A 23781-nucleotide genomic window follows, 5' to 3' on the forward strand; every position below is an offset into this window, starting at 1 on the left:
CATCTTGGGGGTCATTTTTGGGGTCATCGCGGGTCATCGCCTGGCGAAGACGACGTGGTCGTCCAGGTACTGCCAGACGGTTCCCACCTCGGTGAAGCCCGCGGTGCGCAGCGCCGCGAGGTGGAACTCCAGCGGTGCCGGAGGCTGTGGCGGCCGGTCGGCGAAGCGCCGCTCGCGTTCGGGCATCAACGGGGCCAGCTCGGGGTGCTCGGCCGCCAGTGCCCACCATCGCTCCCAGGTGACCGCACCACCCGCGAAGGACTCCCGTCGCACGGCGGCGTCGTGGGCGGCCGACAGCCGCCGCAGGGTCGGGCTCTCGTCGCCGAAACGCAGGTGGTCGGCGTTGAGGAGCACGGAGCCCGGCGGCAGCAGCCGGGCCAGCTCGGTGTAGACCGCCAGCAGCTGGCCGGGGGAGAGCCAGTGCAGCGCCGTGGAGGTCAGCACCGCGTCGAAGCTCCCCTCGGGCAGCGCCGACGACCAGCCCGGATACGCCAGGTCGGCCTCGACCACGGTGGCGCGGCCGTCGTGGGGCTCCAGGGCCGAGCGCGCGAGCCGCGTCAGTACCGGGTCGTGGTCGAGGGCGACGGCGTGGGCCCGTGGGAAGCGGCTCAGCACCCGGTCGCTGATCGAGCCGGGCCCGCAGGCCAGGTCGAGCACGGTGAGGTCGCCGGGGCAGTGCAGGCCGAGCACGTCGAGCATCACCTGGAAGCGGTTCTCGCGGTGGGCCACGTAGGCGGCCTGCTGGTCCTCCCAGCCGGACAGCAGGTCCCGTGCGGTCACCGGGGAGGTGGGGGGAGTGGTCATCATGGTTCTCCGTGGTTCTTCGTGGGAGGGGAGGGCGTTCGGCCGGTGGGCGCGGTCAGCGGTGATCCGTACAGGGGGAAGGGCGGCCGGGTGGTGGGCGAAGTCAGTGGTGAAGGTCCCGCAGGCCCGCGCCGACCCGTTCCACGGCGCTGACGCTCCTGATCGAGGGGTCCATGGCCGACCCGGGGACGACGACGAAGCGGTTCTTCCTGACCGCGGTGAGCCGGGAGGCGACGGGGTCGGAGCGCAGGAAGCTCATCTTGGCCTCGGCGCTGTCACCGTCACCGCCACGGGTGAGGTCGGCGAGCACGATCACGTCCGGGTCGCGCTCGGCGATCTTCTCCCAGCTCCCCTCGGACCACTGCCGGGCGATGTCGGAGAAGGCGTTCTCGGCGCCGAGGAACGTGGTGATGGTGTCGGGCAGCCCGCCGCGGCCCGCGATGGCCGGGGTCTTCGTCCCGGAGTAGTACCACATCAGCTTCGAGCCCGCGCTCGCGCGGGAGAGGTCCTTGGCCGCTTCGAGGCGCCCGCGCAGATCGGCGACCACGCTCTCACCGCGCTCCGGGACGCCGAAGATCTTCGCGATGTCCCCGATCTCACCGAAGACGGCGTCGAACGTGACGGAGGAGGGGATCAGTGTCGGATCCTCGCAGTCGTTGGAGGAGAGGTAGGCCGGTATCGCGAGCTTGGCCAGCTCCTTCCGGGCACCACCGGCGTCCGGGGCGTAGGCGGAGGCGCGCATCGAGTAGACGAAGTCCGGCCTGGCGGCGAGCAGGGCCTCCCGGCCGGGATACTGCGCGGCCAGGACGGGGACCTCGCCGTAGCCGGCTTCGAGCTCGGGGAGCACCGGGTCCGTCCGGTACGCCGTGCCCGCCATCCGGCCGGAAAGTCCCAGCTTCAGCATGATCTCCGCCGCGTTCTGCTCCATGGCGACCGCCCGGCGCGGCGGCGCGGTGATGGTGAGGGGGAGGCCGCAACTCGTCAGCTCCGCCACGACCGGCGCGGCCCCGCCCGCTCCGGTGGACGAGCCGCTCGCACCTCCGCAGGCGGTCAGCGTGAGAAGGAGGAAACCCATTGTGAAAATGGGAACGATTTTCATAGTCGATGACTGTAGCGCAGCGAGGAGGGGGGCGAGCACGGGGGCGGCCCGAAGGCGATCGAGGGGGAGGGGGTCGCGGCCCGTTGATCGAGTCCGCTTCGGGGCGGGTGGGGGCGCTCCGTGTGTCGAGGAGCGGGAAGTCCGGAGAATGTCGTGCCGTGTGGCCCACTGGAGGCGGTTGTGCCGTTATGAATCTACAATGTAAAGGTGCTCGATTGTTTCAAGATCATTAATAAACGGTCACCGGGAGAGGAAGAGCGTTCGACGAGCGCATGGACGTAGATCGTTGAAACCGGTACCGTCGACCGGGTAGTCGTGGTGACAGGAGTCGCGGGATGTCCTCAAAAACGGCCAGGCGACCTCGTGTCCCGGCTCAGTCGGGTGTTCGTCCGTCCAACCGGACGGGTCTCATCGTGGCCGTTCTCGCCGCCGTCGCGATAGCCGGGCCGGTGGGTTACCTCCTCGGTCGCCCCGACGCCTCTCAGGTCGCCGTCGCCGACATGCGCGAGGCGGAGGTGAAGCGGGATGTCCAGCAGATCGGTGAGCTGACGTCGACGGCCCGGTTGACCGCCGGTGAGCTGAACGGGGTGCTGGCCGGGCTCGCCGAGGTGCTTCCCCGGGACGGGAAGCCCGCCGCGCGGTCGGCGGAGCCGTCGGAGGTCGACGGATGGCGGGGTGTTGTGCGGAAGGCCGTCGACAGGCACGCGGAGACTCCTTCGGGGACGACGGCGACCAACGTGGCCCGTGCGGGGCTCCGGGGCGCGGTGGACGCCATGGCGATCGCGGTCGACGCGTACGCGGCCGGTTCGCGGCTTTCCGGGGACTCGCGGGAGACCTTGCTCGATCTGGCGGCCCGTCAGCGGTCGGCCGCCGTCGCGACGTGGTCCGTCGCGGCGACGCAGCTTGATCAGATCAGTATCGACGCCGGTAAGGGTCACCAGCACGTCTATCTGACGAGTGTTCCCGGGGAGGGGGGCATGTCCGCGGACACCCTCCCAGAGGGCAGTTCCTAGCCTTTCTTCGGTGGCCGCGCACGGTGACACGTACGGCGGTACGCGTGTGTCGCCCGGCGGTCCTGGCCGGTATGTGACCGATCGGCCGGCTGGTCGCCGCCTCGGTCCGGTGGGTGTCGGCGGTGGGGTCTGCCGGGTTCATCGCTGAGAAGTCGTGGCGAGGGGTTGACCTTGACCCGTGCGGTGGGTCAGGGACGCGAGGACGATCTCCCGCGCCGTGTGGACCGTGTCCGCGAACGGCGCAGGTTGGTGGCGATGAGGCGGTCGAGTGTGCGGTCGGGCAGTATTCGGGCCAGGCCGATGATCGGGGCGGCGTCCTGGCCGATGGTGTAGCGGGTGCGGGGTTTGCGGGTTGTCGCGGCTTTTGTGATGACTCGGGCGGCGGTGTCGGCGGTTACGCCCGACGCGGTGCCCGAGGCCATCAGGGTGTTGATCGCCTGGATCGGGCTGCCGTAGCGTTCGTCCTGTTCCGGCGTCATCTGGGTGGCCGGCTGGTTCGCCGTCGCGATCCCGCGGGTGGCCATCTCGGTGCGGACGCCGCCGGGTTCGACCACGACCACCTGTACGCCCAGTGGTGTGACCTCCCTGCGGAGTGAGTCGCTGACCGCTTCCAGGGCGAACTTCGCGCCGGCGTAGGCGCCGTAGGTGGGCATGGCGGCCTTGCCGCCGATCGAGCTGATGTTGATCACGCGGCCTTTGCCGCGCAGTAGTGCGGGCAGGAGCGCCTGGGTGATGGCGATGTGGCCGAACAGGTTGACTTCGAAGACCCATCGCCATTGCGTCATCGGCAGGGCCTCGACCGGGGCGTTCACTTGGATGCCGGCGTTGCTGACGAGCGCGTGCAGCGCGCGTGGGTCGTCGGCGATTCGTGCGGTGAGTGCTTTCACCTGTTCGGGCTTGGTGATGTCGAGGTTGATCGGTTCGATGCCGGTCGATCGGATGGCGTCGGCGTCATGGTCGCGTCGTACGCCGGCCAGGACGTGGAATCCTCGGCGGGCCAGTTCGTGGGCGGTTGACGCGCCTGTGCCCGTGGAGGCTCCGGTTACGACGATCAACTTCTGGGTTTGCTTTGTCGCGACTCCACACTCCTTTATGCGACGATATGTCGTGAAGTTTACGACAGTCTGTCGCGAAAATCGGGCCGCGAGGGTCATGTGTGACGCCGTTCACTGTCTGGCCGCGCTCGCATGACGTCGGCGGCGAAGATGATCCGCCTTTCGTGCGACTGGGTGACCGCGCGGCCCCACGGGCACAGGTGGCGCGGACATGCCGCGGGGCCGGGCGGGTGGCGCCCGTACGCTCCTGGAGAACCGGCCGAACGGCGGTGGCGCCGGCGGGGGTGCCTGCTCGTTCACTCCGGCTCGGTCGCGCGATGGGTCGCCGCGCCGGTGGAGCGCAGGCCAATTCTCACGAGGTAGTCGCGCACTACCTGGTATGCGGGTTTGTCTGCGATCAGCCCGATGTGGCCGTCCGGCCGGATGACGATCACGCTACCGGTGCGGGCGCCGTAGGCGCGCCGGACGCGGTCTTCGGGGTCGATCATGACGTGGGTGCCCGCCGCAGGTCGCTGTCCCGTGGAGACGACGGTGTGAACGCGCAGACGGCCCGCGAGCCCCTCGACGGCGCGTCGGAGCGCCAGGGTGTGGCCGACCCCGAAGACCAGCACTGTGAAGTGCGGGCCCCGGAACAGATCGAACAACCGGGTGTGCCGTGCCTCGGCGTCGATGACGGTGCCGTCGGGGGCGACGTCGCCGGCGCGCACCGGCGCGCGGCGGGCGGCCAGATCAAGACTCAACGGGCTCGACCGGTAGGACGGGCGGTCGTCGCGGTCGTTGCGCTGCCGCCGGGCGAAGAACGGCTTGAGAACGAAGCGCAGCAACGGGCGCAGCGGCCGTGGCGGTGTGGCCGCGGAGAATCGCCGATCGCTTTCGGCCAGCACCGCACGGGCCGTGGGCAGCCGCTCGCTCTCGTAGCTGTCGAGCAGGTGGTCCTCCGCCGCGCCCTGGATGACCAGGGCGAGTTTCCAGCCAAGGTTGTAGGCGTCCTGGATGCCGGTGTTCATCCCGAAGCCGCCGAACGGGCTGTGGACGTGGGCGGCGTCGCCGGCGAGGAACACGCGGCCGACGCGGTAGGTGTCGACCATGCGCAGGTTGTAGCGCCAGATCGACAGCCAGGTCGCGTCGGTCAGGCGGATGTCGTCTCTGCCGGTGCGTTCGGTGACGGTGTGTCGCAGGAGGTTCAGTGACGCCTCGGTCCGGTCGCCGTCGTGGTCCGGTTCCATGGATGCCACGGCTTGCCAGGTGCCGGTGTGGGGGATGGGTCTGAGCACGAGGATGTGCCCGTCCGCGGTCATCCAGAAATGCACCGCCTCGGACTGGTCCAGTCCTTGGACGCGCACGTCGGCGAGCAGGGCGCGGGTGTCTTCGTCGGTGGAACCGGTGAAGGCCAGGCCGAGGTGACGGCGGACGAGGCTGCGGCCGCCGTCCGCGCCGACCAGGTAGGTGGTGCGCAGGGTGTGCGCGGCTCCGTCGCGTTCGAGAGTCGTGGTCACGCCGTCGTCGTCGGACCGGAAGTCGATCAGGCGGCAGCCGAAGTCGACCTCGCCGCCGAGTTCGGCCAGTCGTTCGCGCAAGATGGCCTCGGTCCGCCATTCGGGCAGGGCCAGCGCGTTGGGGTAGGGCCGCTGTTCGGAGGGCGGCGCGGGCGGTACGTCCAGATCGAACAGCAGCGGCTCGCCCAGATGGAAGCGGATCCGTGACTGGATCGCCGCGGCGGCTACGACGCGGTCGGCGGCCCCGAGATCGTTCAGTACTTCCAGGGTGCGTGGTTTGAGGGTGAACCCTCGTGAACCGGTTTGCGGAACGGGGCTCTGTTCGATGATCCGGCAGGGGATGCCGCGCCGGGCCAGGTCGCAGGCCAGGGTCAGCCCGGTCGGTCCGGCCCCGACGATGAGCACTACGGTGGCGTCCACGGCAAACTCCTTAACGTCGTTAAATTTAACACTGTTAAGGATGCCTTTAATGATGTTAAGCTGTCAATCGTGAAGCTGGAGCGCGACAGGATTGTCACCGCGGCGCTGGCGCTGCTGGACGAGGTGGGCCTGGACAAGCTGACGCTGCGGCGCCTGGCCGCCGAGCTGGATGTTCAGGCACCGGCCCTCTACTGGCACTTCACCGGCAAGCAGGCGTTGCTCGACGAGATGGCCGACGCCCTGTCGCGGGAGATCCCGCTACGGCCCCTGGCCGACGGTCAGCCCTGGCAGGACTGGCTCGCCGACCGCATGCGTGACCAGCGGCGGGTGCTCAACTCCCATCGCGACGCCGCCAGGCTGTTCACCGGAGCGCGCCCCGGACTGAACACCCTGCCCGTCCTGCAGAGCGCGCTGGAATCCCTGGAACGCGCCGGGTTTTCGCCCCGTGAGGCGCTGCGCGGCCTCTTCACCCTCAGCAACTACGTCAGCGGGTTCGTTCTGGAGGAGCAGGCGAACCCTCCGCAGGACGCGCGGGAGAACCTCGAAACGGCCCACCGGTGGCTCGCCGGCTACCCGCACCTGCTCGCGGTCTTCATGGAAAGCGGTCACCCGCAGAGCGAGGACACGTTCGAGCACGGCCTGTCGCTGATCCTAGAAGGCATGCGCGCCCGCCTCTTGACCTGAGGGCGATATGAGGTCGGCGGTGAACGCCGGGCTGGAGGGATCTGGAAGGATCTGGAAAGATGTCGTCTCTTTCTCCCGCTGTTGGCGGGGCTGCGCGTCTGCCGCGTCTGCCGCGTCCGCCACGAGGGTCGAGCGGTGAAGCGCCCCTCGGTGGCGGCGGCCGGTCCGCCCGGCGCCGAGACGTGGACGCGGCCCGCGCGGGCCGCCGCCGGGGTGCGGTCAGCGCACGAGGGGGAGGAAGATCGTGTCGACGATCTCTTCGAGGACGTGGTCGGGTGCGGCGGTGAAGGTCGTGAGGATCGTGTGGCGTAGCAGGTCGAAGGGCAGGGCCTTGATGCGTTCGGTGAGGTGTTCTGGGTTGATCTCGCCGCGGTCGACGGCGCGGTCGAAGAGTGCGTCGGCGGTTTTCTCGTGTCCTGTGGCGAGGAGGTCGCCGGGGTTGGTGCCCGTGGCCTGGTAGTAGGCGGCGAGGTGCACGCTCATGACGGTGATGAACTGGGCGCGGGTGGTGTTGATCGTTCGCATGAGGGTGAGGACGTCCTCGCGCAGGTCTCCGGTGTCGGGGACGTCGACCCGGGATTGTTCGAGGGCGTGGGCGATGGCCGCGCGGACGAGCTGGTCGCGGTCGGACCAGCGGCGGTAGAGCACGGGGGGGCTGGTGCCGGCGCGCTGGACGACGGCGTCCATGGTGAATCTGGTGTAGCCGTTGTCGGTGAGTTCTTCCCAGGCGGCGTCGAGGAGTGCTTTCTCCAGTGCCGCTCCGCGGCGTCGTTCGGCCATTCGCGCCTCCCTGTTGGATAGATTTGCCTATCTTATTCTGGCGTCCTACACTGACGGCCTGTAGGTAGACCTCTCTATCTTATATGCCTGTTCGTGGGCCCCCCTCGGGACCGGACCCGCGCCCCCGTCGCGGCGGATCCCGGCCGTTCCGCCTGCCTGATGACCGGCGCGCATCGGTTTCGCCGCCACGCACGGCACCACCGACCCCCGCGGCAAGGAGCACGCCATGAACGCCCAATACTCCCGGCATCACCGGCACCCCCGGCGCACCGGGCCGGCGACGCGGCGTCCTCGCTCGCCCCGGTCGCTGGGTGAGGCCTGGGTGGCCCTGACCGGACTGTCGGCGGTGTTCCTGTTCGAGATGCTGGACAACTCGATCTTGAACGTCGCGTTGCCCTCGATCGGACGCGAGCTGCGCGTCTCGACGATCGGGCTGCAGTGGGTGACGGGCTCCTACACGGTCGTGTTCGGCGGGCTGATGCTGTTCTTCGGCGCGATCGCCGACCGGTTCGGCCGGCGGCGGATCATGCTCGTCGGCCTGGTGCTGCTCGGCGTCGCGAGCCTGGCCACCGCGTTCGTCTCCACCGGGGAGCAGCTGATCGCCGTCCGGATGGCGATGGGGGTCGCGGCCGCGATGACCACGCCGGGATCGATGGCGCTGGCCTTCCGGTTGTTCGCCGACGACGGGCTGCGCGTCCGTTCGATGACCCTCATCTCGACCGTGGGCCTGGTCGGGCTCGCGATCGGCCCGACGGCGGGCGGGCTGGTCCTGGCGGTCGCGCCGTGGCAGGTCCTGTTGCTGGTGAACGTGCCGATCGCCGTCCTCGCGGTCGTCGGTGTGCGGTTCGGTGTCGCCGCGGACGTAGCGGCCGACCTGCACCGCGATCCGGTGGATGTCGCGGGTGCGGTGCTGGGCACGGTGGCGATCGTGCTCGCGCTCGTCACGCCGACGCTGTTCGTGGAGGAGGGCGCCGGGTCGTGGGTCGCGTGGGCGGCCTCGGTGGCGGCCGTCGTGGCGGCGGTCGTGTTCGTCCTGCGCGAGCGTTCGGCGCGCCACCCGCTCCTCGACCTGAGGCTGCTCGCTCACCCTCTGGTCTCCAGCGGTCTGGCGTTCAAGGCGGCGGCCGGGCTGGCGACCGTCGGCCTCGGTTACATGGTGACGCTGCAGTTGCAGCTCGACTGGGGGTGGACGCCGGCGCAGGCCGCCCTCGGGATGTTGCCGCAGGTCGTCGTCCTCGTCGCGGGTGGCGCGTTCGTCGGCCCGTTCGTGCGGCGGGCCGGTCTCGACCGGGCCGCGTGGCTCAGCGCCGGGGCCGTCGTGGCCGGGCTCGCCGTCTACGGCCTGCTGGGCCGTTTCGGCTACGCGGGGGTCGCGGCCGCCCTCGTGCTCGTGGCCGCCGGGATGCGCGTGGTCGGTGTCGTCTCCAGCGTCAACGTCCTGCGTGGCCTGCCGGAGAACCGGACCACGGTCGGTACGGCACTCATCGACACCGCCGGCGAGGTCACCTCCGGGGCCGGTGTCGCCGTCACCGGCACCATCCTCGCGGCGGTGTTCACCGGTGATCTCGCCGCGTCGGGCTGGAGCGGGCAGCAGACCGCGCAGTTCCGGGAGGCGGTCATGATCGCGGCTCTCACGCTCACGGTGGTGGCCGCGGCGCTCATCGGCTGGGGAATCGCCCGTGCGCGGCGGGCCGCGAACGGGCGGGCGGCGATCCACCGCCGGTGGGGTGCCGCGGGCGCCCGTACCCGCTGATGGGTGCGGGCGGGTCGGCAAGGGCTCACAGGCCGAGTGGTACGGGTCTGGCCGGCACCCCGTCGGTGATCAGTGCCGTCAGCGGTGTGGCCAGGTCGCGCGGTGAGAACACGTCGGGGCCGCGGTAGCCGGCGATGTCGGACAGCCGCCACCAGCGGAAGGCGACGATGTTCTCGGCGGCGAGTTCGTCGTCGGACATCGCGCCGCGAGGATGGAACGACGCGACGCGGACGAGGAAGTAGTCGTTGATCACTCCGTCGTGGCCCGGCGCGTGTCCGGGATCGATGACCTCTTGATGCCAGACGTGTGGCGGGTCGGTGTCGATGACGAGCCCTGTCTCCTCGTGGAGTTCCCGGCGCAGGGCGGCAAGGGCGGCCTCGTCGGGCTTCACGCCTCCGCCGGGTGCCGCCCACACGGCGATCGTCCCGGCCGGCTTGGAAATGACCAGTCTGCAGAGCAGGATGTGGTCGTCCTCGTTGAGGATGACCGCGCGGACCGAGCGACGCAGACGCATCGGGGACATCCGCGTATGCTATCGGCCCGCCCGGCGCCGTCGCGACCGCCGCCGACCGGTCGCCGGCTCACCCCGCGGCCTGTTTCCGCTTTCCGCCGTGTTCCGTTCACGGGTGCCGTAGCCGGTCGCGGAGTGCGCGCGCGACCTGTGCCATGAGCGCCTCGGCTTCGGGTTGGCTGGTGGCCGGTACGCGGGACTCGGTGAGCACGACGACTCCGAAGATCTGGCCGTCGGCGTGTTCGACGACGCCGATCTCGTGGCGGAGGTTGAGAAGTGTCCCGGTCTTGGAGGACCATTTCGAGGCGTCGGAGCTGAAGTCGGGTGCCAGCCGGTGCCGCAGCAGGTTGTCGGCCATGAGGGTTCGTACGCGCTCGCTGAGGTCCGGGTCGATCCGGGACGGTGTCCACAGTGCCCGCAGGAGTTCCATGAGCGCTCGCGCGGAGGCCGAGTTCGCGCGGGTCACGTCGAGGAGCGGGATGCGATGTCCCCGTCCGGCCGTGCCCGCCTCGATGGCGAGGAAGTGGGCCAGGTGGGCGTCGGCGGGGTCGAGGCGTTCCGCCGGGGTCTCGGAGAGTTCCCGCATGGTGTGGCGCACCGCGATGCCCTGGAGCCCCAGTTCTTGCAGCAGTGCCGAGACCTCGGCGGGCGGGGTGAGGGTGAACAGCGCGTCCGCCGCCGTGTTGTCGCTCACGGCGGTGCTGAGGTAGAGCAGGTCGTCGACCGCGATCCGGGCGGGGTGGCGGAACCTGCTCAGCCCGGTCGGTCCCGGGGTGGTGATTCCGCCCGGTCGTACGTCGATCTGTGTGGAGCCGTCGAGTTCGCCCTTTCGGATGCGTTCGAGGGTCGCGACGGCGAGTGGGATCTTGACGATCGAGGCGATCGGGAACTCCAGGTCTGGTTCGATGCCGATCTCCTCGCCGGAACGCAGGTCCCGGACCAGGAACGATCCGCTCAGCCCGGCGTCGTCGAGCGCCCGCCGGAGTTCGCGGATCAGATTCCGGGCGTCCACAGCGTCCATGGTGTTCACGGTGTCCCTTCGTCCTGGTCGTCCGCGCCCAGGCAGCGCGCGATCGCGTGCCACAGCCGGGTCCGGATGCGTTCCGCGTCGTCCCTGACGGCGGCGGTGACGTCGAATCCGCGGGCGGGGTGGATCTCGCCGACGGGGCGCCAGTGCAGATCCAGCTCGTCGGCCTGTTTGGGCGAGCACAGGAGGAGATCCGTCGAGCCGAGGACCTCGGCGGTGGCGGCGGCGAGCGTGGTGGAGACGGTGACCTGGGCGGGCTGGAGGCCGACGGCGTCGCGGGTCCGGAACATCGGGTCGCGGATGTGGGGGACGTCGTCCTCGGGCTGGATCCAGATCCGGCTTCTTCGCGACGACCGCGCGGCCCGGCCGGCCCGGAGGGTCTCGACGTAGAGGGTGCCGGCGAGCCGGTCCGTGGCGGCGGCGAGTCCGAGCCTCACCGACCAGGTCGCGTCGCCCGGGGGCACGGCCGCGAGGGCGGCGCGGGCCTCACGGGAGCGGACGAGTTCCGTCCGCCCGGCCGGGGTGGCGGCGTGGAGATCGAGGTGTACGCCGTTCCTGCGTGCCTCCGCGTCGAGCCGCGCCAGGTCGCGCGTGGTGCAGATGTCGGGAACGGCGAGGCGGAGGGGGTTGAGCCTGGCTCGTTTCGCCTCGTCCCGCATGTCGTCGGCCAGGCGCACGAGACGCTTGGCCGACGGCAGCATGTCACGGCCGAACTGCGTGAGTATCGCTCCGCGTGACGACCGGTCGAACAACCGCTCCCCGAGGTGTTTCTCCAGGGCGGCGATCCGGCGGCTCGCGACCGACTGCGGCACCCGCGTGGCCGCCGCGCCCTCCGTGAAGCTTCCGCGCTCGCTCACGTTGACGAACGCTCTGCAGGCTCCGAGGACGTCCATGACGCGAGCGTATGCCATTTCAGCATGGAACCGCTCGTTTCTGTCTTTGACGGCATCGAGGGGCGGCGCGAGACTTTCCGTCGAATCCCGTTCACCGCTGGAAGGCATCGCATGCTCACTCGTCCCGTTCGGCGCACCGTCCTCTCGGTGCTGGTCTCACTCGCGCTCATCCCTTCGGCGGGTGCCACCTCGGCCGCTCACGCGGTCGCCGCCGCGCCGGTGCCGGCGTCCACGCGCACCGATCGGGTGTTTGAGGAGCTGCGTGCGCTGGAGGTGTCCTTCAAGGGCCGGATCGGCGCGTACGCCGTGGACACGGCCACCGGTAAGACGGTGGCGTACCGGGCGGGTGAGCGTTTCCCGCTGCTGTCCACCTTCAAGGCGCCCCTCTGCGCGGGTGTGCTGCACAGGGCGCGCACCGTGGAGCCCGGCCTGATGAACAAGGTCGTCAGGTGGACGGCCGCCGAGGTGAGGCCCGGCTCGCCGGTCACCGAGAAGCACACGGGCGACGGGCTCACCGTCGCGCGGCTGTGCGAGGCGGCCGTCACCCGGAGCGACAACACGGCGGCCAACGTGCTGCTGAGGCGGATCGGCGGCCCTGCCGGGCTGACCCGGTACTTCCGGACGCTGAAGGACCCGGTCTCCCGGCTGGACCGGTGGGAGACCGAGCTCAACGACTGGAGTCCCAAGGAGAGGCGTGACACCACGACGCCCGCGGCCATGGGCCGCACCCTGCGCGCGGTCACGGCGGGCAACGCCCTCGACGCCAGGGACCGGAAGCGGCTGAACACCTGGCTGATCGCGAACACGACGGGGGACGAGCGCATCCGCGCGGGCCTGCCCAGGACCTGGACGATCGGCGACAAGACCGGCACGAACTCCGACGGGTTCGGCGGCGGGCACGACATCGCCGTCGTCTGGCCCGGGAAGGGCGCCGCTCCCGTCATCATGGCGATCTACACCAACCGCACCCCGGGCCTCGCCGCCGACAACGGGACCGTCGCGAAGACCGCCACCGTCCTGGCCCGGGGGCTCGGCAGGCTCTGATCGCCTCCGGGGGCTCATCCGGCCGTCGTGGCGGCGCCCCCGTCCCGTCGTACGTCGCGTGACAGGGCCGAAAGTCCCGCGGGAGAGGGACGTTCGAGGACCGCGGCTCGGTTCGTACGGCACTGTGGCGGGGCTCCGGGAAGCGGTGTGATGAAGACGTCACGAAGTCCGCCGGACACCACGCAGCACCACGGAGCACCAGGGAAAGGGAGCCGTCATGGCCGCCACTCATGGATACGAGGTTCACACCGGGCCCGCGGGCGCGGTTCCCGGGCCGGCCGTTCCCGCACGGGCCGTTCCGGCGTCGGCCGCCGAGCCCGCGGCCGCCGGAGGCCGGGCCGCCGGGCGTGCGGCCGACCGCGTCTGGGCGGTCGCCCGGATCAGCCTGGGCTGGATCTTCCTGTGGGCGTTCCTGGACAAGGCCTTCGGCTGGGGGTTCGCCACTCCCGCCGAGCGGGCCTGGGTCGGCGGGGGCAGCCCCACCACCGGCTTCCTCAAGGGCACCGGTGAGAACGCCCTGGGCGGGGTGTTCACCGGCCTGGCCGGGCAGGGGTGGGTCGACTGGCTGTTCATGCTCGGCCTGCTCGGTGTCGGCACCGCTCTCGTCCTGGGTGCGGGCCTGCGCGTCGCCGCCGTCGCGGGCGGCCTGATGATGGTCCTGATGTGGGCCGCCGCACTGCCCCTGGAGACCAACCCCTTCATGGACGACCACCTCGTCTACGCCGTCGTGCTGGCGGGGCTCGCCCTGAACGGCGCCGGCACCACCTGGGGCATCGGCGCCTGGTGGGCCACCACCCCCCTGGTGCGCCGCTACCCCGTCCTCCGGTAACCGTCCCCACCGCCTGCGACGAGGCCCGCCCCGGGGGGAGCGGGCCTCTTCCGTGCGTACGGGCCGCGGGAGGCCGCGCCCCGGACGTTCGGGGTCGCCGAAGAGGGGAAAGGGTCAGGCTTCCCGCGCGTCGTCTCGGGACGTGAGGCGGCGGCCGGAGAGCTGCTCGGCGCGTACCACGATGTAGTGGTCGTGGCCGCCCCGCGTCCAGGTGCGCAGGGGGAGCCCGGACAGGCGCTCGATCTCGCCGGGTTCGCGTACGGCGCGCGCGGGCCCGACGGCGGTGACCGACCAGCCCGTGCGGGCGGCGGGGTCGAACTCGTCGGCCTCGAAGGCGACGATCGCGTCGCTGGTCGCGGCGGCGAGCTTGGAGCCGATGGCCGTGCGGATCACGATGTCCTGGCCGTCGAGCACGAAGTTGACCGGCTGCACCGCGGGCAGGGCCCGGTCGGTGAACACGATGCGCCCGATCGAGGCCGACAGCAGGAGCGCGGCGCAGTCCTGGCGCGAGAGGATCTCCAGACCTGCCGAGTCGAGCTTCATACCCTCCAGGCTGCCCTTCCGTCCCGCGGGCGCGTTAGGGGCGAAAGTCCTCTCCGTCGCCGCCGATCCGCCCTCGGGCGGGCGGCCCGGACGGCCTCCGTCGCGTGGCGTCCCGTGGCGTCCCGTTATCCCCGTGGCATCCCGGCCGTCGCGCCGGGCCGGTCCGGCCCGCGTCGTCCTCGCCGGGCGCCGCCGGGCCGGGTCCCGCTCCGGTCCGGTGCCCGGGCCCGGCTCGTCCGGACGAGCCGGACGGGGCACCCGCACCGTTTCACGCGGGGTGCGGTCGCGGGGGAGTGCGGCTCTGTCCTCGCGCGCCGACGCCGGGCCGCCTCGTCTCGCCCGTGCGGGCGATCCGCCGGAGCCGGTGGCTACGCGCCGGTGCGCCGGCCGGCCCGTTCCCTGATCTCCTCCGGCAGCGCGTCGGCGGCCGGCAGTCGTGGCAGCAGGCTCGGCTCCGACGTCATCGCCCGGAAGACGAGCGCGACGGTCACCTCGTGGCCGGGCCGGTGCACGATCTCGACCGGGTCGGCGGCGCGGATGTCGCCGGGCTCGATCACGCGCAGGTACGCGCCCGGTCGTGCGGCCTGGGTGAACCGTTTGATCCAGCCCTCACGCTCCAGCCAGCCCTGGAACGTCGCGCACGGGAGGCGCGGGCACGACACCTCCAGGACGACGTCCGGCCCGATCCGCCACCGTTCGCCGATCAGGGCCCCGTTGACGTCCAGGCCCAGGGTCGTGAGGTTCTCCCCGAAGACCCCGTTCGGGAGCGGCCTGCCCAGCTCGGTCTCCCAGCCGTCGAGATCCTCGCGGGCGTAGGCGTAGACGGCCTGGTCGGAGCCGCCGTGGTGCTTGACGTCGTGGACCCGGTCGCCGGCGAGGCCGACCGCGCCGGTGCCCTTGGGGCCGGGGGCGGTGACGGCGACCGGGCCGTCGACGGGCCGCTTGTCGATGCCCGTCGAGCCCAGCCCCTTCCACGGGTTGGGCCGGGGCCGGCCGATGTTGACCGAGAGCAGCTTCATAACGGCGACGGTACGTTCCGCCGCTCGCCCGGGCGACCCCTTTTCCTCGCGGCGGCTCGCGGGCGTCCATCCGGTCGCGGGCATCGCCTCGACGCGCTGCGCGTGAGCCGCCCGCACCGTGATTTGTGATCTTTCGCTCGTGGTTCACCCGCTGACCGCCGCCGATACATGTCGGCGTCATTTGCCGCGGAGACCTTGATCAAGCGCCGGTTCCGTGGTGCCGTGCAGGTGCGAGGCGCGCTCGTGTCAGCGCGGAGAACGCCGCCGACGCGGGTACCACGCCGACGCGCTGTCAGGTCACGGAGCAGTCCTTCGAGAAAGCGGAAGAATGCGAAAGCTGTCGTTCACGTCCACCGCGAGGGCATCGAAGTCGGCGACCGGGTCAGAGAGGAGCACATCCTTGCCCGCACCCCCCACGCGCAGGCGTTCCCGGCTCGGGATCGTGTTCGGTGTCACCGTTCTGGGGGTCGTGATCCCCGCGTCGGCGGCCTACGCCGATCCGCCCCGCAACCTGCCCCAGTCGGCCGGAGGGTATGAGTCGTCGTTCTCGCCGGCCTACGACTACGACGGCGACGGCTGCTACGCCACCCCCGGCATCGGGCCGGACGGGACCCTCGCCCCGGGGCTGAACCCGACCGGCGCGGTCAACGGCAACTGCCGTGACCAGTCGGACCTGGACAACTCGCAGACCTACGCCCGCGCCAAGTGCAACAACGGCTGGTGCGCCATCGTGTACGCCAGCTACTTCGAGAAGGACCAGGCGCTGCCCGGCATCAGCCTCGGGGGCCACCGTCACGACTGGGAGCACGTCATCTCCTGGGTCAACCAGGCGTCCAACCAGGTGGAGTACGTCTCGACCACGCAGCACAGCAGCGTCGTGACCTACCCGCGCTCGCAGGTGCGTTTCGACGGGTCGCACCCCAAGGTCGTCTACCACAAGGACGGGGCGTCGACGCACTTCATCCGGCTCGCCAACGGCAACGACGAGCCGCCGGAGAACCACTACCACAACTGGCGCTACCCTCCGCTGGTGGACTGGAACGGCTGGCCCAGCACCGCGCTGCGCGACAAGCTGATGAACGCGAACTTCGGCTCCGCGACCATCAAGATCAATGACGGCAGGTTCGCGGACCTCCTCTCGCGTTCCAAGCCCGGCGGCATCCCCTTCGACCCCTGGGCCTGACGAAGGTCAACGAGGGTCGACGAGGGTCGACGAGGGTCACGGAAGGCGGCGGGTGAGGGGCGGCGGGGTCCGGGTGACCAGCGCCGCCAGGGTCGCCAGGACGGGCAGCCCGACCACCACGGCGGCCACGAACGGCCACGGCACGGCGATCGTCGCGGGATCGCCGGCGCCGTGCGTCGTCATCGGCCGGCTGAGCGCCACGCCCGTCACCGCTCCCGCGGCCAGTCCCACCAGTGCGCCGAGCCCGGAGATGTAGAGGGCCTGGCCGGCCACGACCATCCGCAACGTGCCGGGCGGGGCGCCGATGGCCGCCATCGTCGCCCGCTCGGGACGTGTGTCGGCGGCGGCCAGGCGGGTGGCGGCCAGCGTGCCGCCCACGACGAGGACGAGGGCGCCGGCGAGCCAGCCCCACAGCCCGGGGTCGGGCGTGTTGCGGTAGCCCTCCTCGGAGGCGACCGTGACGCGGGGGGTCACCTTGTGCAGGTCGCGCCAGAGTGTCGAGCCGGCCGGTGGCCGGTGCATGGCGTAGAGCTGGCTTTCCGTGGTGGTGAAGCCGGCCCGTTCGACCAGGGCGCGTGGCAGCAGGGCGCCGCCCTGGTGCTCGTCGGCGGGGACGGCCAGTATCGCGGGTACCCGCAGGGTGCGCGGGGGGCCGGAGGCGGAGCCCGCCCGCAGTGTCAGCCTGCCGTCGCGCAGCGCGGCGGCGTCGAACACCACGGCCCTGCCGCTCGCCAGCGCGGCGGCCGCGCGGGGGTCGTGGCGTCCCTGCAGGAGTGTGAGCAGGGCCTGGTCGCCGATGGCCGCCGTGCGGCGCGTGCGTATCCCGTTCCAGCGCACCGTGTACCGCAGCGCGTAGCGGCGGTTCTCGGCGTTCCTCGCCGTGTAGCCGGAGGCCAGCGGCACGCCCGGCAGCCGGCGGGCCGCTTCGGCGCGGAGCCTCTTCCAGGTCGCGGCGTCGACGGTGCCGGCCCAGATCGCCAGCATGCCGGCCGGGCGTGCCGAGGTGTAGGCGTCGCGCCGGTCGATGTACTGGCTGTGGGTGCCGATGCCCATCGCCACGACCGTGGCGGTGACCGCCATGACGGCCGCCACCGCGCTCGCCGTCCGGGACCGGTGGCGGACCGCGTCGCGGACGGCCACCCGCAGCGGGAGCGGCAGCCGCGCGGCCGGGCGTCCCGTCCGGCGGACCAGCCAGGGTGTCAGCGCCACCAGCCCGAGCAGGATCGGCACCGCGCAGGCGAGCACCCACACCGAGCCCGGCTGGCGCCGCGCCACCACGGTCGCCCCCAGCCCGGCCAGTATCAGCGCGGCCCCCAGCAGGGGCCATCCGCGCCGGTCGGTCACCGCGGGCGCGCGGTCGGCCAGCACGGTCGCGGTGTTCTGCCGGGCCGCCTGCACGGCGGGCACCAGTGCCGCCACGAGCCCGGTGAGCAGGCCCAGCGCGGCGACGCCCAGCACCGGCGGCCACGGCACCTGCGGCGGGCCGGCCTGCCCGCCCCAGCGTGCCGCGACCGGGGCGCCCAGCGTTCCGGCCGCGATGCCCAGCGCCGTCGCGAGGAGGGTGGCCGCACCGCCGAGGACCAGCCCGTCGGCCAGCACGATCGTGCGCAGCTGCCCGGCCGAGCCGCCCTGCGCGGCGATCTCGGCCAGTTCCCTGCGCCGCCTGCGGAGCCCGACCGCGAAGGCGGGCCCGGCCAGCAGCACGGTCACCAGCGCCACCATGACCAGCATGGCGCCGAGGCCGACCGTGTACTGGACGTCGGAGGCCGGGTCGCGGGCCGGGAGGCGCGGCGAGTTCATGATCATGGTGCGGGACAGGACGTACAGGCCGGCCCTGTTCAGCGCGGGCACCTCGGCCCAGGCCACCGGCTTCGCGGTGTCGGCGAGCCATCCGGTGCCGTACCCGCGCGGGGACCAGGCCTCGTCCGGCGCCAGGGGGAGGTCCGGGCCCACGACCTTGCGCAGCGAGGGCCGGTGCGGGTGCTCGACCACGCCCACCACCGTCAGCGGCGCCGCGCCGGACGGCCGCAGGAGGTCGCCGGGCCGCAGGCCGAGCGCGGGCGTCACCGCGGCCTCGCGGGCGGCGGGGAACCTGCCCTCGCGCAATGTCAACGTCCCCCTGGTGAGGGGGTCGCGCAGGTCGGTCTCCAGCGCCTCGACCCGCTCGGTGCCCAGCTGGAGCACGCCGCCGTTGAAGGGGACCAGCCGGGTGCCCGGCCCGAGCAGCGCCGCCACCTCGGCGGCGCCCTGCCCGGGCGCGGCCGCTTCGCCGTCGCCGGTGCTCCAGCCCGCCCCGCCGTCCGGCTCCTGGCGGAGCACCGTGCCCCCGGGGGCCTGGGTGAGGCGGGCGTCGGCCGCGCCGAGCTCGGCCACCACTCCCTCCCGGGGGGTGACGGTCATCGTCTCGGTGAGGGTGAGAAGCGTCGTGATCACCAGGACGGGCAGGCCGATCATCACCATGATGAGCGCGCTTCGTCCCCGGGAGTGCCACGCGCCGCGCCGGGCGACGCGCAGCGCGACGCGGACGGCGCTCACCGGGCGCTCGCCGGCGAGACGTCGGCGGAATCGGCGGAAGCGGACGTGGAGTCGGCGATCGTCCCGTCGCGCAGGAACACCACCCGGTCGGCCCAGGCGGCGTAGCGCGGCTCGTGGGTGACGAGCAAGACCGCCGCGCCCGCGTCACAGCGGGCGCGCAGTATCCGCAGGATCTCGTCGCCGGTGCGCGTGTCGAGCGCGCCGGTCGGCTCGTCGGCCAGCAGCAGGCGCCGCTCGCCCACCAGGGCGCGGGCGATCGCGACCCGCTGGCGCTGGCCGCCGGACAGCTCGTCGGGGAAGCGGTCGGCCAGGTGTGCCACGTCGATCTCCGTCAGCACGGCCATGGCCTCCTGCCTGGCCAGGCGTGTGCGCACGCCGTCGAGCTCGCGCGGCAGCATCACGTTCTCCGCGGCGGTCAGCGAGGTGATCAGGTTGAGGTCCTGGAAGACGTAGCCGGCGCCGCGGCGCCGCAGTGCCGCCAGGTCGCGTACGGCGGCGAGGTCCTGCCCGCCGAGGCGCACCGTCCCCGACGTGGGCCGGTCGAGCCCGCCCGCGAGGTTGAGCAGGGTCGACTTGCCCGACCCCGACGGGCCCATGACCGCGACCAGCTCTCCCGCGCCGACCTCCAGGCTCACCCCCTTGAGGGCGTGTACGGCCGTGGCCCCCTCGCCGTGGACCTTGGTCACCTCGGCCAGCCGTACGACCGTCATCTTTCCTCCTTGAGAACGGCCTCGCAGTGGTCCAGCCACCGTTGCTCGGCCTCGGCCTGGAAGATCATGGAATCGAGCACGAGCCGCTGGGCCGCGCCTTCGGTGGCGCCCCGCTCGGTGGTGGCCCGTTTGGACCTGGTCAGCTGCTGGAGGGCGCGCATGGTCGCGGTCCGCTGCCCGCGGATGACCTCGGCGACGTCCACCTGCCTGGCGGCGACGGCCATGGCCAGTTTGATGACGAGCTCGTCCCGTGGCCGGTCGGACTGGACGACCGGGGTGGCGAACCAGCGCGTCATCTCCGCCAGGCCGGCCGCGGTGATCGTGTAGACGACCCGGCCCTGCTCGTCGGACTCGCCCGGCTCGACCAGGCCGTCGCGCTCCAGGCGCGACAGCGTCGTGTAGACCTGGCCGATGTTGAGCGGCCAGGTCGCCCCGGTCGACCCCTCGAACTCCACCCGCAGCTGGTAGCCGTGCCGGGGCCCCCTGCTGAGGAGGGCGAGCAGCCCGTGCCTGATCGACATGGATACCAAGTATGCATATTCAGTATGCGGTGCTCAAGGAGATCCGCCGCATTCCGCATGAGACTTCGTATGAAACTCCGGGTGAAACCTCCGTATGAGACTTCGTACGAGACTCCTTGTGAGACGAGGCCGGGTGCCCCCCACGACGTGGAGGACACCCGGCGAGGACGTCAGCGGATCAGGAAGGTCAGGAGGGTCGGGAGGGTCAGGAGGCGAGGACGCGCAGTTCCGAGAGCTGGCCGGCGGGCCAGGCGGTGTTGGCGGTGAACACCAGCCGGACGTACCGTACGGCGACCATGTTGAAGCTCGTCGACACGGCGTTCCCCGAGGCCGGGGTGAAGGCGTACGCCCGCGACCCGGCGATCGGTTTGTAGGTGACGCCGTCGGTGCTGCCCTCGATGGACAGCGTCTGGGTGCGGGCGCCCCACGACGGCGGCAGCGTCATCTCCACCTGGTAGATCCGGCAGGTCGCGCCGAGGTCGACGGTCAGCGACTGCGGGAAGGCGTTGTTGGCGCTCTCCCAGTAGGTGGAGGTGTTGCCGTCCACCGTGTTCGCCGTGCCGTAGCCGGGCTGCGCGCCGCCCTGGACCGGCCGGCCCAGGGCGGCGTTCTTGCCGGCCGCCGAGAACGCCCGCACCTCGGCGATCTTGATGGTCGGCGACCAGGGGCCGCTGGGGAAGCTCAGCGACAGGCAGCACCCGTGGACCGGCGGGAAGGTGATCGTGACCTTGTTGCCGGTGGCCGGGCTGAAGCTGTAGCTCTGCGCCGGGCTCACCGTGACGTTGTCCACCGTGCCCACGTAGGCCGCCTGGACCGACATCGTCAGCGTCCGGGCCGGCTCGCCGGCCGGCAGCTGCACCACCACCTTGTCCGTCGTGCGGCGGCCGCCCTCGAAGGCGTAGTTGATCGACACCGAGTTCACGAACGACGGGACCTCCCAGTAGGTGGCCGGGTCGCGGTCGACCGAGGAGAGGCCCCAGTGGCCGTCGGTGCCGGGCAGCGAGCGGTTGTAGCCCATCACCAGCGGCAGCTCGGTTCCCGGCGCGATCACGCCCGACCTGGCCCGCGCGACGGCGGCGTAGGCGTCCAGCTTGCCGTGCCCCCAGACCTCGTTGACCGTCCCGGCCGAGGCGCAGGAGGTGTCGGGCTTGGGCACGGCGCTGGAGTCCAGGATCTCCCGGGTCGCGTCGACGTTGCCGCGCAGGCCCGGCACCGCCGCCCAGATGAGGGCCACCGTCGCCGCCGTGTGCGGGGAGGCCATGGAGGTCCCGCTGTAGCCCGCGTAGCCGCCGGGCACCGAGGAGCGCACGTTCACCCCGGGCGCGGCGATGTCGGGCTTGATGTAGGGGGAGCCGTCACCCCGGCTGGAGAACGGCGCGATGACGTCGTTCACGTCGAAGGCCGCCGAGCTGTAGGCCTGGACGAGGCCGCCGGGGTAGCCCGCGGTCCCGCAGTCCGGTCCGTCGTTGCCGATGGAGAAGGCGGGGAAGATGCCCGCCCGCACCCAGGAGGACAGGACGTCGGCGTACCACTCCGAGTAGCCCGGGCCGCCCCAGGAGTTGTTCACCACGTCGGGGGCGAGGTCGGGGCGGGGGTTGTTCCCGTTGAGGTCGGTGGGGGCCAGCATCCACTGACCGGCGGCGAGCAGGTGGGCGGCCGAGCAGGTCGTGCCCTCGCACCCCTTGGCGGCGATCCACTTCACGCCGGGGGCGACGCCGATCTTGTTCGTGCCGCCGTCGTCGCCGGCCATCGTCCCCATCGTGTGCGTGCCGTGCCCGTCGGTGTCGCACGGCGCCGCGGTGGGGCATCCGCCCACCGGGTTGAACCAGGCGTAGTTGTGGTTCGCGGTGCCGCCGGTGTTGCCCCGGTACTGGCCGAGCAGGGCGGGGTGGTCCCACTGGACGCCGGTGTCGATGTTGGCGACCACGATGCCCTGGCCGCGGTCGGAGAACTCGTCCCACACCTGGTCGGCGCCGATCCTCTCGACGTTCCACTCGACACCTGCCACCGTGGCCTGCGCCCGTGGGGCCACGGCGGGTCTCGGAACGGCGAGCGGGACGTCCGCCTCGATCTTCGCCACCTCGGGCAGCGCGGCGAGCCGCTCCAGCAGCGCGCCGTCGCCGGTCACCCTGACGGTGTTGGAGATCCAGTACGAGGTGAAGTCGGCGCCGGCGGCGCGCAGGGTGGCGATGACGCGCCGCTGGGAGGAGCCGGCCACGTCTTTGCGGGCGCGGATCACCTCCGAGGCCCGGCCGGCGCGGGTCTTCTCGCCCGCCGCGGCGCCGAGGTCGGCGCGCTGGGCGAGGCGCACCCAGAAGGTGGCGGCGCGGCCGCCGGCCACGCTGTCGCGGACCGCCGCCGGGATCTTGGGCGGCGGGGCGGGTTCGGCCGCCGCGAGCGTGTTCGCCGGGCCGCCCGCGTGGGCGGTTCCGGCGGGTAAGACGAGGGTCAAGGCGACGACGGCCGTCACCAGGGCATGCGAAAGCCGCATGAATCGCGACAAAGGAGAGCCTTTCCTAGGGGGACGTCCGGCGGCATCTCATGACACGCCGCACGGACGGGGTGGGGGTAGGGGGTGGTGAGGATTCTGTACGGCTCGCGCGAGGCCGTACGGGCATCCGGGTGGCACCTCGGCCCGGACGGACCTGGAGTTCAGGGGAGGGGGAGTCGTTCAGCCGCCGTCACGTCGGGGGCGATGGCGCCCCGGACCCGAGCGGGCAGACACGACCAAGATCCCCCGTTCCCGTCACACCCCACACCTTAACGATCTAGCTCCCCGAGCGCGATCCGATTTATCCCTTATTTCCCTTTCATGTATGAATTCTGCGTAAATTTGCTTATTTTTTGCAATGAGAAGTAATGAGAAGTAACGGGAGGTTCGGCGGGAACCACGAAGGGCGCCCGCCGTCGCGGACGCCCTCGTCGTGTGGTCACCCGGCCCGGGTGCCGGCCCCCGCCGGTCGGCACCGCCGGAGCCGGAGGCGACCGGCCCAAGACGGCCCAAGACGGTCTGAGACGGTCTGAGACGGCCGTCGGGTCTCAGCGCTCGTCGACGACCCGGCCGTTCAGGGCGGTGCCGTCCCTGGTGAGGGCCATGGTCAGCGGCGCCTCGGGGAAGGTGGGCAGGGCGGCGAGCGCGGCGCCCAGCTGCCCGGCGCTCTCCCAGTACCAGGTGTCGGTGTAGGTGCCGTCCTCAAGACGGATCAGCACGGCGCGGCTGAGCCCGGGGTGCCCCTCCCGGACGGTCGCGATCAGCGAGCTGCGGCGGGCCAGGAACTCCTCCAGGCCCGCCTCGGCGACGAGGTAGCGGTGCGAGCGGACGACGGACATGTCGATGTCTCCTTGTGCGTGAGGGCCGGCGCTCACCAGCTGCCGGCGACCTGCCGGATCGGGGCGTTCAGGCGGTTGAAGAGGTTGGTGACGGCGGTCATCAGCAGGATCGAGGCCAGCTGCCGCTCGTCGAAGTGGCCGGTGGCGTTGTCCCAGACCTCGTCGGGGACGGCGTCGTCGCGGTCGGCCAGCCGGGTCGCGGCCTCGGCCAGCGCCAGCGCGGCCCGCTCGGCGCCGGTGTAGTACGGGGTCTCGCGCCAGGCGGTGACCAGGCCGATGCGCTCGTCGCTCTCGCCGAGCTTGCGCAGGTTCTTCAGGCCCGCGTCGACGCAGAAGCCGCACCCGTTGATCTGGCTGACCCGCAGGTGGATCATCTCCATGAGCTCCTGGGGCAGCCCTTGCGACTGGGCGGCCCTCATCAGCTCCTGGATCGGCTGGATCGCGGCGGGTACGAGCGTGGCGGGGTTCTTCATCCGGGCTTCCATCGGGTTTCCTCCGTCTGGGTTTCGTCTTGGTTTCTCTCGGTTCGTGT

22 protein-coding genes are annotated in these 23781 nt (G+C 71.7%); 6 read left to right on the forward strand and 16 right to left on the reverse strand.

Annotated elements, in window-relative coordinates:
• Positions 1–33 precede the first annotated feature (33 nt).
• Together ACSC1Q_RS34590 and ACSC1Q_RS34595 are read right to left on the reverse strand one after the other, a co-directional pair.
• A complete protein-coding gene (locus ACSC1Q_RS34590) occupies positions 34–804 on the reverse strand; it encodes a class I SAM-dependent methyltransferase (protein WP_436762924.1) in 771 nt (256 codons plus the stop codon).
• Positions 805–907: 103 nt separating this feature from the next.
• Positions 908–1879 (reverse strand): ABC transporter substrate-binding protein, encoded by a 972-nt coding sequence (locus ACSC1Q_RS34595; RefSeq protein WP_436762925.1) that lies wholly within the window; start codon positions 1877–1879, stop codon positions 908–910.
• A gap of 437 nt (positions 1880–2316) precedes the next feature.
• Between ACSC1Q_RS34595 and ACSC1Q_RS34600 the strand changes: the two genes are divergently transcribed.
• Positions 2317–2916, forward strand: a complete 600-nt coding sequence (locus ACSC1Q_RS34600) for a hypothetical protein (RefSeq protein ID WP_436762926.1) — start codon at positions 2317–2319, stop codon at positions 2914–2916.
• A 188-nt stretch (positions 2917–3104) separates the two neighbouring features.
• Here the strand turns inward: ACSC1Q_RS34600 and ACSC1Q_RS34605 are convergent, their stop codons facing one another.
• Together ACSC1Q_RS34605 and ACSC1Q_RS34610 are read right to left on the reverse strand one after the other, a co-directional pair.
• Complete coding sequence (locus tag ACSC1Q_RS34605; protein ID WP_436762927.1) at positions 3105–3971, reverse strand: SDR family oxidoreductase; 867 nt, start codon at positions 3969–3971, stop codon at positions 3105–3107.
• Between the two features lie 296 nt (positions 3972–4267).
• Positions 4268–5887, reverse strand: coding sequence for an FAD-dependent monooxygenase (locus ACSC1Q_RS34610; RefSeq protein WP_436762928.1), 1620 nt, complete (start codon positions 5885–5887; stop codon positions 4268–4270).
• 69 nt (positions 5888–5956) lie between these two features.
• Here ACSC1Q_RS34610 and ACSC1Q_RS34615 point away from each other — a divergent pair, with 69 nt between their 5' ends.
• On the forward strand, positions 5957–6571 hold the full coding sequence (locus tag ACSC1Q_RS34615; RefSeq protein WP_436762929.1) for a TetR/AcrR family transcriptional regulator C-terminal domain-containing protein: 615 nt from the start codon (positions 5957–5959) through the stop codon (positions 6569–6571).
• 219 nt (positions 6572–6790) lie between these two features.
• Here the strand turns inward: ACSC1Q_RS34615 and ACSC1Q_RS34620 are convergent, their stop codons facing one another.
• Positions 6791–7351, reverse strand: coding sequence for a TetR/AcrR family transcriptional regulator (locus ACSC1Q_RS34620; protein ID WP_436762930.1), 561 nt, complete (start codon positions 7349–7351; stop codon positions 6791–6793).
• Between the two features lie 226 nt (positions 7352–7577).
• Here ACSC1Q_RS34620 and ACSC1Q_RS34625 point away from each other — a divergent pair, with 226 nt between their 5' ends.
• Positions 7578–9104, forward strand: coding sequence for an MFS transporter (locus ACSC1Q_RS34625; RefSeq protein ID WP_436762931.1), 1527 nt, complete (start codon positions 7578–7580; stop codon positions 9102–9104).
• A 25-nt stretch (positions 9105–9129) separates the two neighbouring features.
• Here ACSC1Q_RS34625 and ACSC1Q_RS34630 read toward each other — a convergent pair whose 3' ends face one another.
• The 3 genes from ACSC1Q_RS34630 to ACSC1Q_RS34640 form a co-directional block, all read right to left on the reverse strand.
• Entirely contained in the window at positions 9130–9627 is a 498-nt protein-coding gene (locus tag ACSC1Q_RS34630; RefSeq protein WP_436762932.1) for an NUDIX domain-containing protein, read from the reverse strand.
• 97 nt (positions 9628–9724) lie between these two features.
• A complete protein-coding gene (locus ACSC1Q_RS34635) occupies positions 9725–10636 on the reverse strand; it encodes a serine hydrolase (protein WP_436762933.1) in 912 nt (303 codons plus the stop codon).
• Between the two features lie 5 nt (positions 10637–10641).
• A complete protein-coding gene (locus ACSC1Q_RS34640) occupies positions 10642–11535 on the reverse strand; it encodes a LysR family transcriptional regulator (RefSeq protein WP_436762934.1) in 894 nt (297 codons plus the stop codon).
• Positions 11536–11682: 147 nt separating this feature from the next.
• Between ACSC1Q_RS34640 and bla the strand changes: the two genes are divergently transcribed.
• Together bla and ACSC1Q_RS34650 are read left to right on the forward strand one after the other, a co-directional pair.
• The gene (gene bla, locus ACSC1Q_RS34645; RefSeq protein WP_436762935.1) at positions 11683–12579 is read left to right on the forward strand and encodes a class A beta-lactamase; all 897 of its coding nucleotides are present in this window, start codon (positions 11683–11685) and stop codon (positions 12577–12579) included.
• A gap of 217 nt (positions 12580–12796) precedes the next feature.
• A complete protein-coding gene (locus ACSC1Q_RS34650) occupies positions 12797–13408 on the forward strand; it encodes a hypothetical protein (protein WP_436762936.1) in 612 nt (203 codons plus the stop codon).
• Positions 13409–13522: 114 nt separating this feature from the next.
• Here ACSC1Q_RS34650 and ACSC1Q_RS34655 read toward each other — a convergent pair whose 3' ends face one another.
• The gene (locus ACSC1Q_RS34655) at positions 13523–13951 is read right to left on the reverse strand and encodes a pyridoxamine 5'-phosphate oxidase family protein (RefSeq protein ID WP_436762937.1); all 429 of its coding nucleotides are present in this window, start codon (positions 13949–13951) and stop codon (positions 13523–13525) included.
• A 368-nt stretch (positions 13952–14319) separates the two neighbouring features.
• Entirely contained in the window at positions 14320–14970 is a 651-nt protein-coding gene (locus tag ACSC1Q_RS34660; RefSeq protein ID WP_436762938.1) for an MOSC domain-containing protein, read from the reverse strand.
• Positions 14971–15370: 400 nt separating this feature from the next.
• On the opposite strand from ACSC1Q_RS34660, the gene ACSC1Q_RS34665 reads away from it, so the two are divergent.
• Positions 15371–16153, forward strand: coding sequence for an NPP1 family protein (locus ACSC1Q_RS34665; protein ID WP_436762939.1), 783 nt, complete (start codon positions 15371–15373; stop codon positions 16151–16153).
• A 36-nt stretch (positions 16154–16189) separates the two neighbouring features.
• Here the strand turns inward: ACSC1Q_RS34665 and ACSC1Q_RS34670 are convergent, their stop codons facing one another.
• The 6 genes from ACSC1Q_RS34670 to ACSC1Q_RS34695 form a co-directional block, all read right to left on the reverse strand.
• The gene (locus tag ACSC1Q_RS34670) at positions 16190–18688 is read right to left on the reverse strand and encodes an FtsX-like permease family protein (protein ID WP_436762940.1); all 2499 of its coding nucleotides are present in this window, start codon (positions 18686–18688) and stop codon (positions 16190–16192) included.
• Positions 18685–19398, reverse strand: a complete 714-nt coding sequence (locus ACSC1Q_RS34675) for an ABC transporter ATP-binding protein (protein ID WP_436762941.1) — start codon at positions 19396–19398, stop codon at positions 18685–18687. Before ACSC1Q_RS34675 ends, ACSC1Q_RS34670 begins: the two co-directional genes overlap by 4 nt.
• The gene (locus ACSC1Q_RS34680; protein WP_436762942.1) at positions 19395–19919 is read right to left on the reverse strand and encodes a PadR family transcriptional regulator; all 525 of its coding nucleotides are present in this window, start codon (positions 19917–19919) and stop codon (positions 19395–19397) included. Before ACSC1Q_RS34680 ends, ACSC1Q_RS34675 begins: the two co-directional genes overlap by 4 nt.
• 205 nt (positions 19920–20124) lie before the next feature.
• Positions 20125–22410, reverse strand: a complete 2286-nt coding sequence (locus tag ACSC1Q_RS34685) for a S8 family serine peptidase (RefSeq protein ID WP_436762943.1) — start codon at positions 22408–22410, stop codon at positions 20125–20127.
• A 548-nt stretch (positions 22411–22958) separates the two neighbouring features.
• Positions 22959–23249: a hypothetical protein gene (locus ACSC1Q_RS34690; RefSeq protein WP_436762944.1), complete on the reverse strand. Its 291-nt coding sequence runs from the start codon at positions 23247–23249 to the stop codon at positions 22959–22961.
• Between the two features lie 32 nt (positions 23250–23281).
• A complete protein-coding gene (locus ACSC1Q_RS34695; RefSeq protein WP_436762945.1) occupies positions 23282–23734 on the reverse strand; it encodes a carboxymuconolactone decarboxylase family protein in 453 nt (150 codons plus the stop codon).
• Positions 23735–23781 lie beyond the last annotated feature (47 nt).

Origin of the sequence: Streptosporangium heterodermiicola, assembly GCF_051390675.1 — a bacterium.
Classification (GTDB): Bacteria; Actinomycetota; Actinomycetes; order Streptosporangiales; family Streptosporangiaceae; genus Streptosporangium.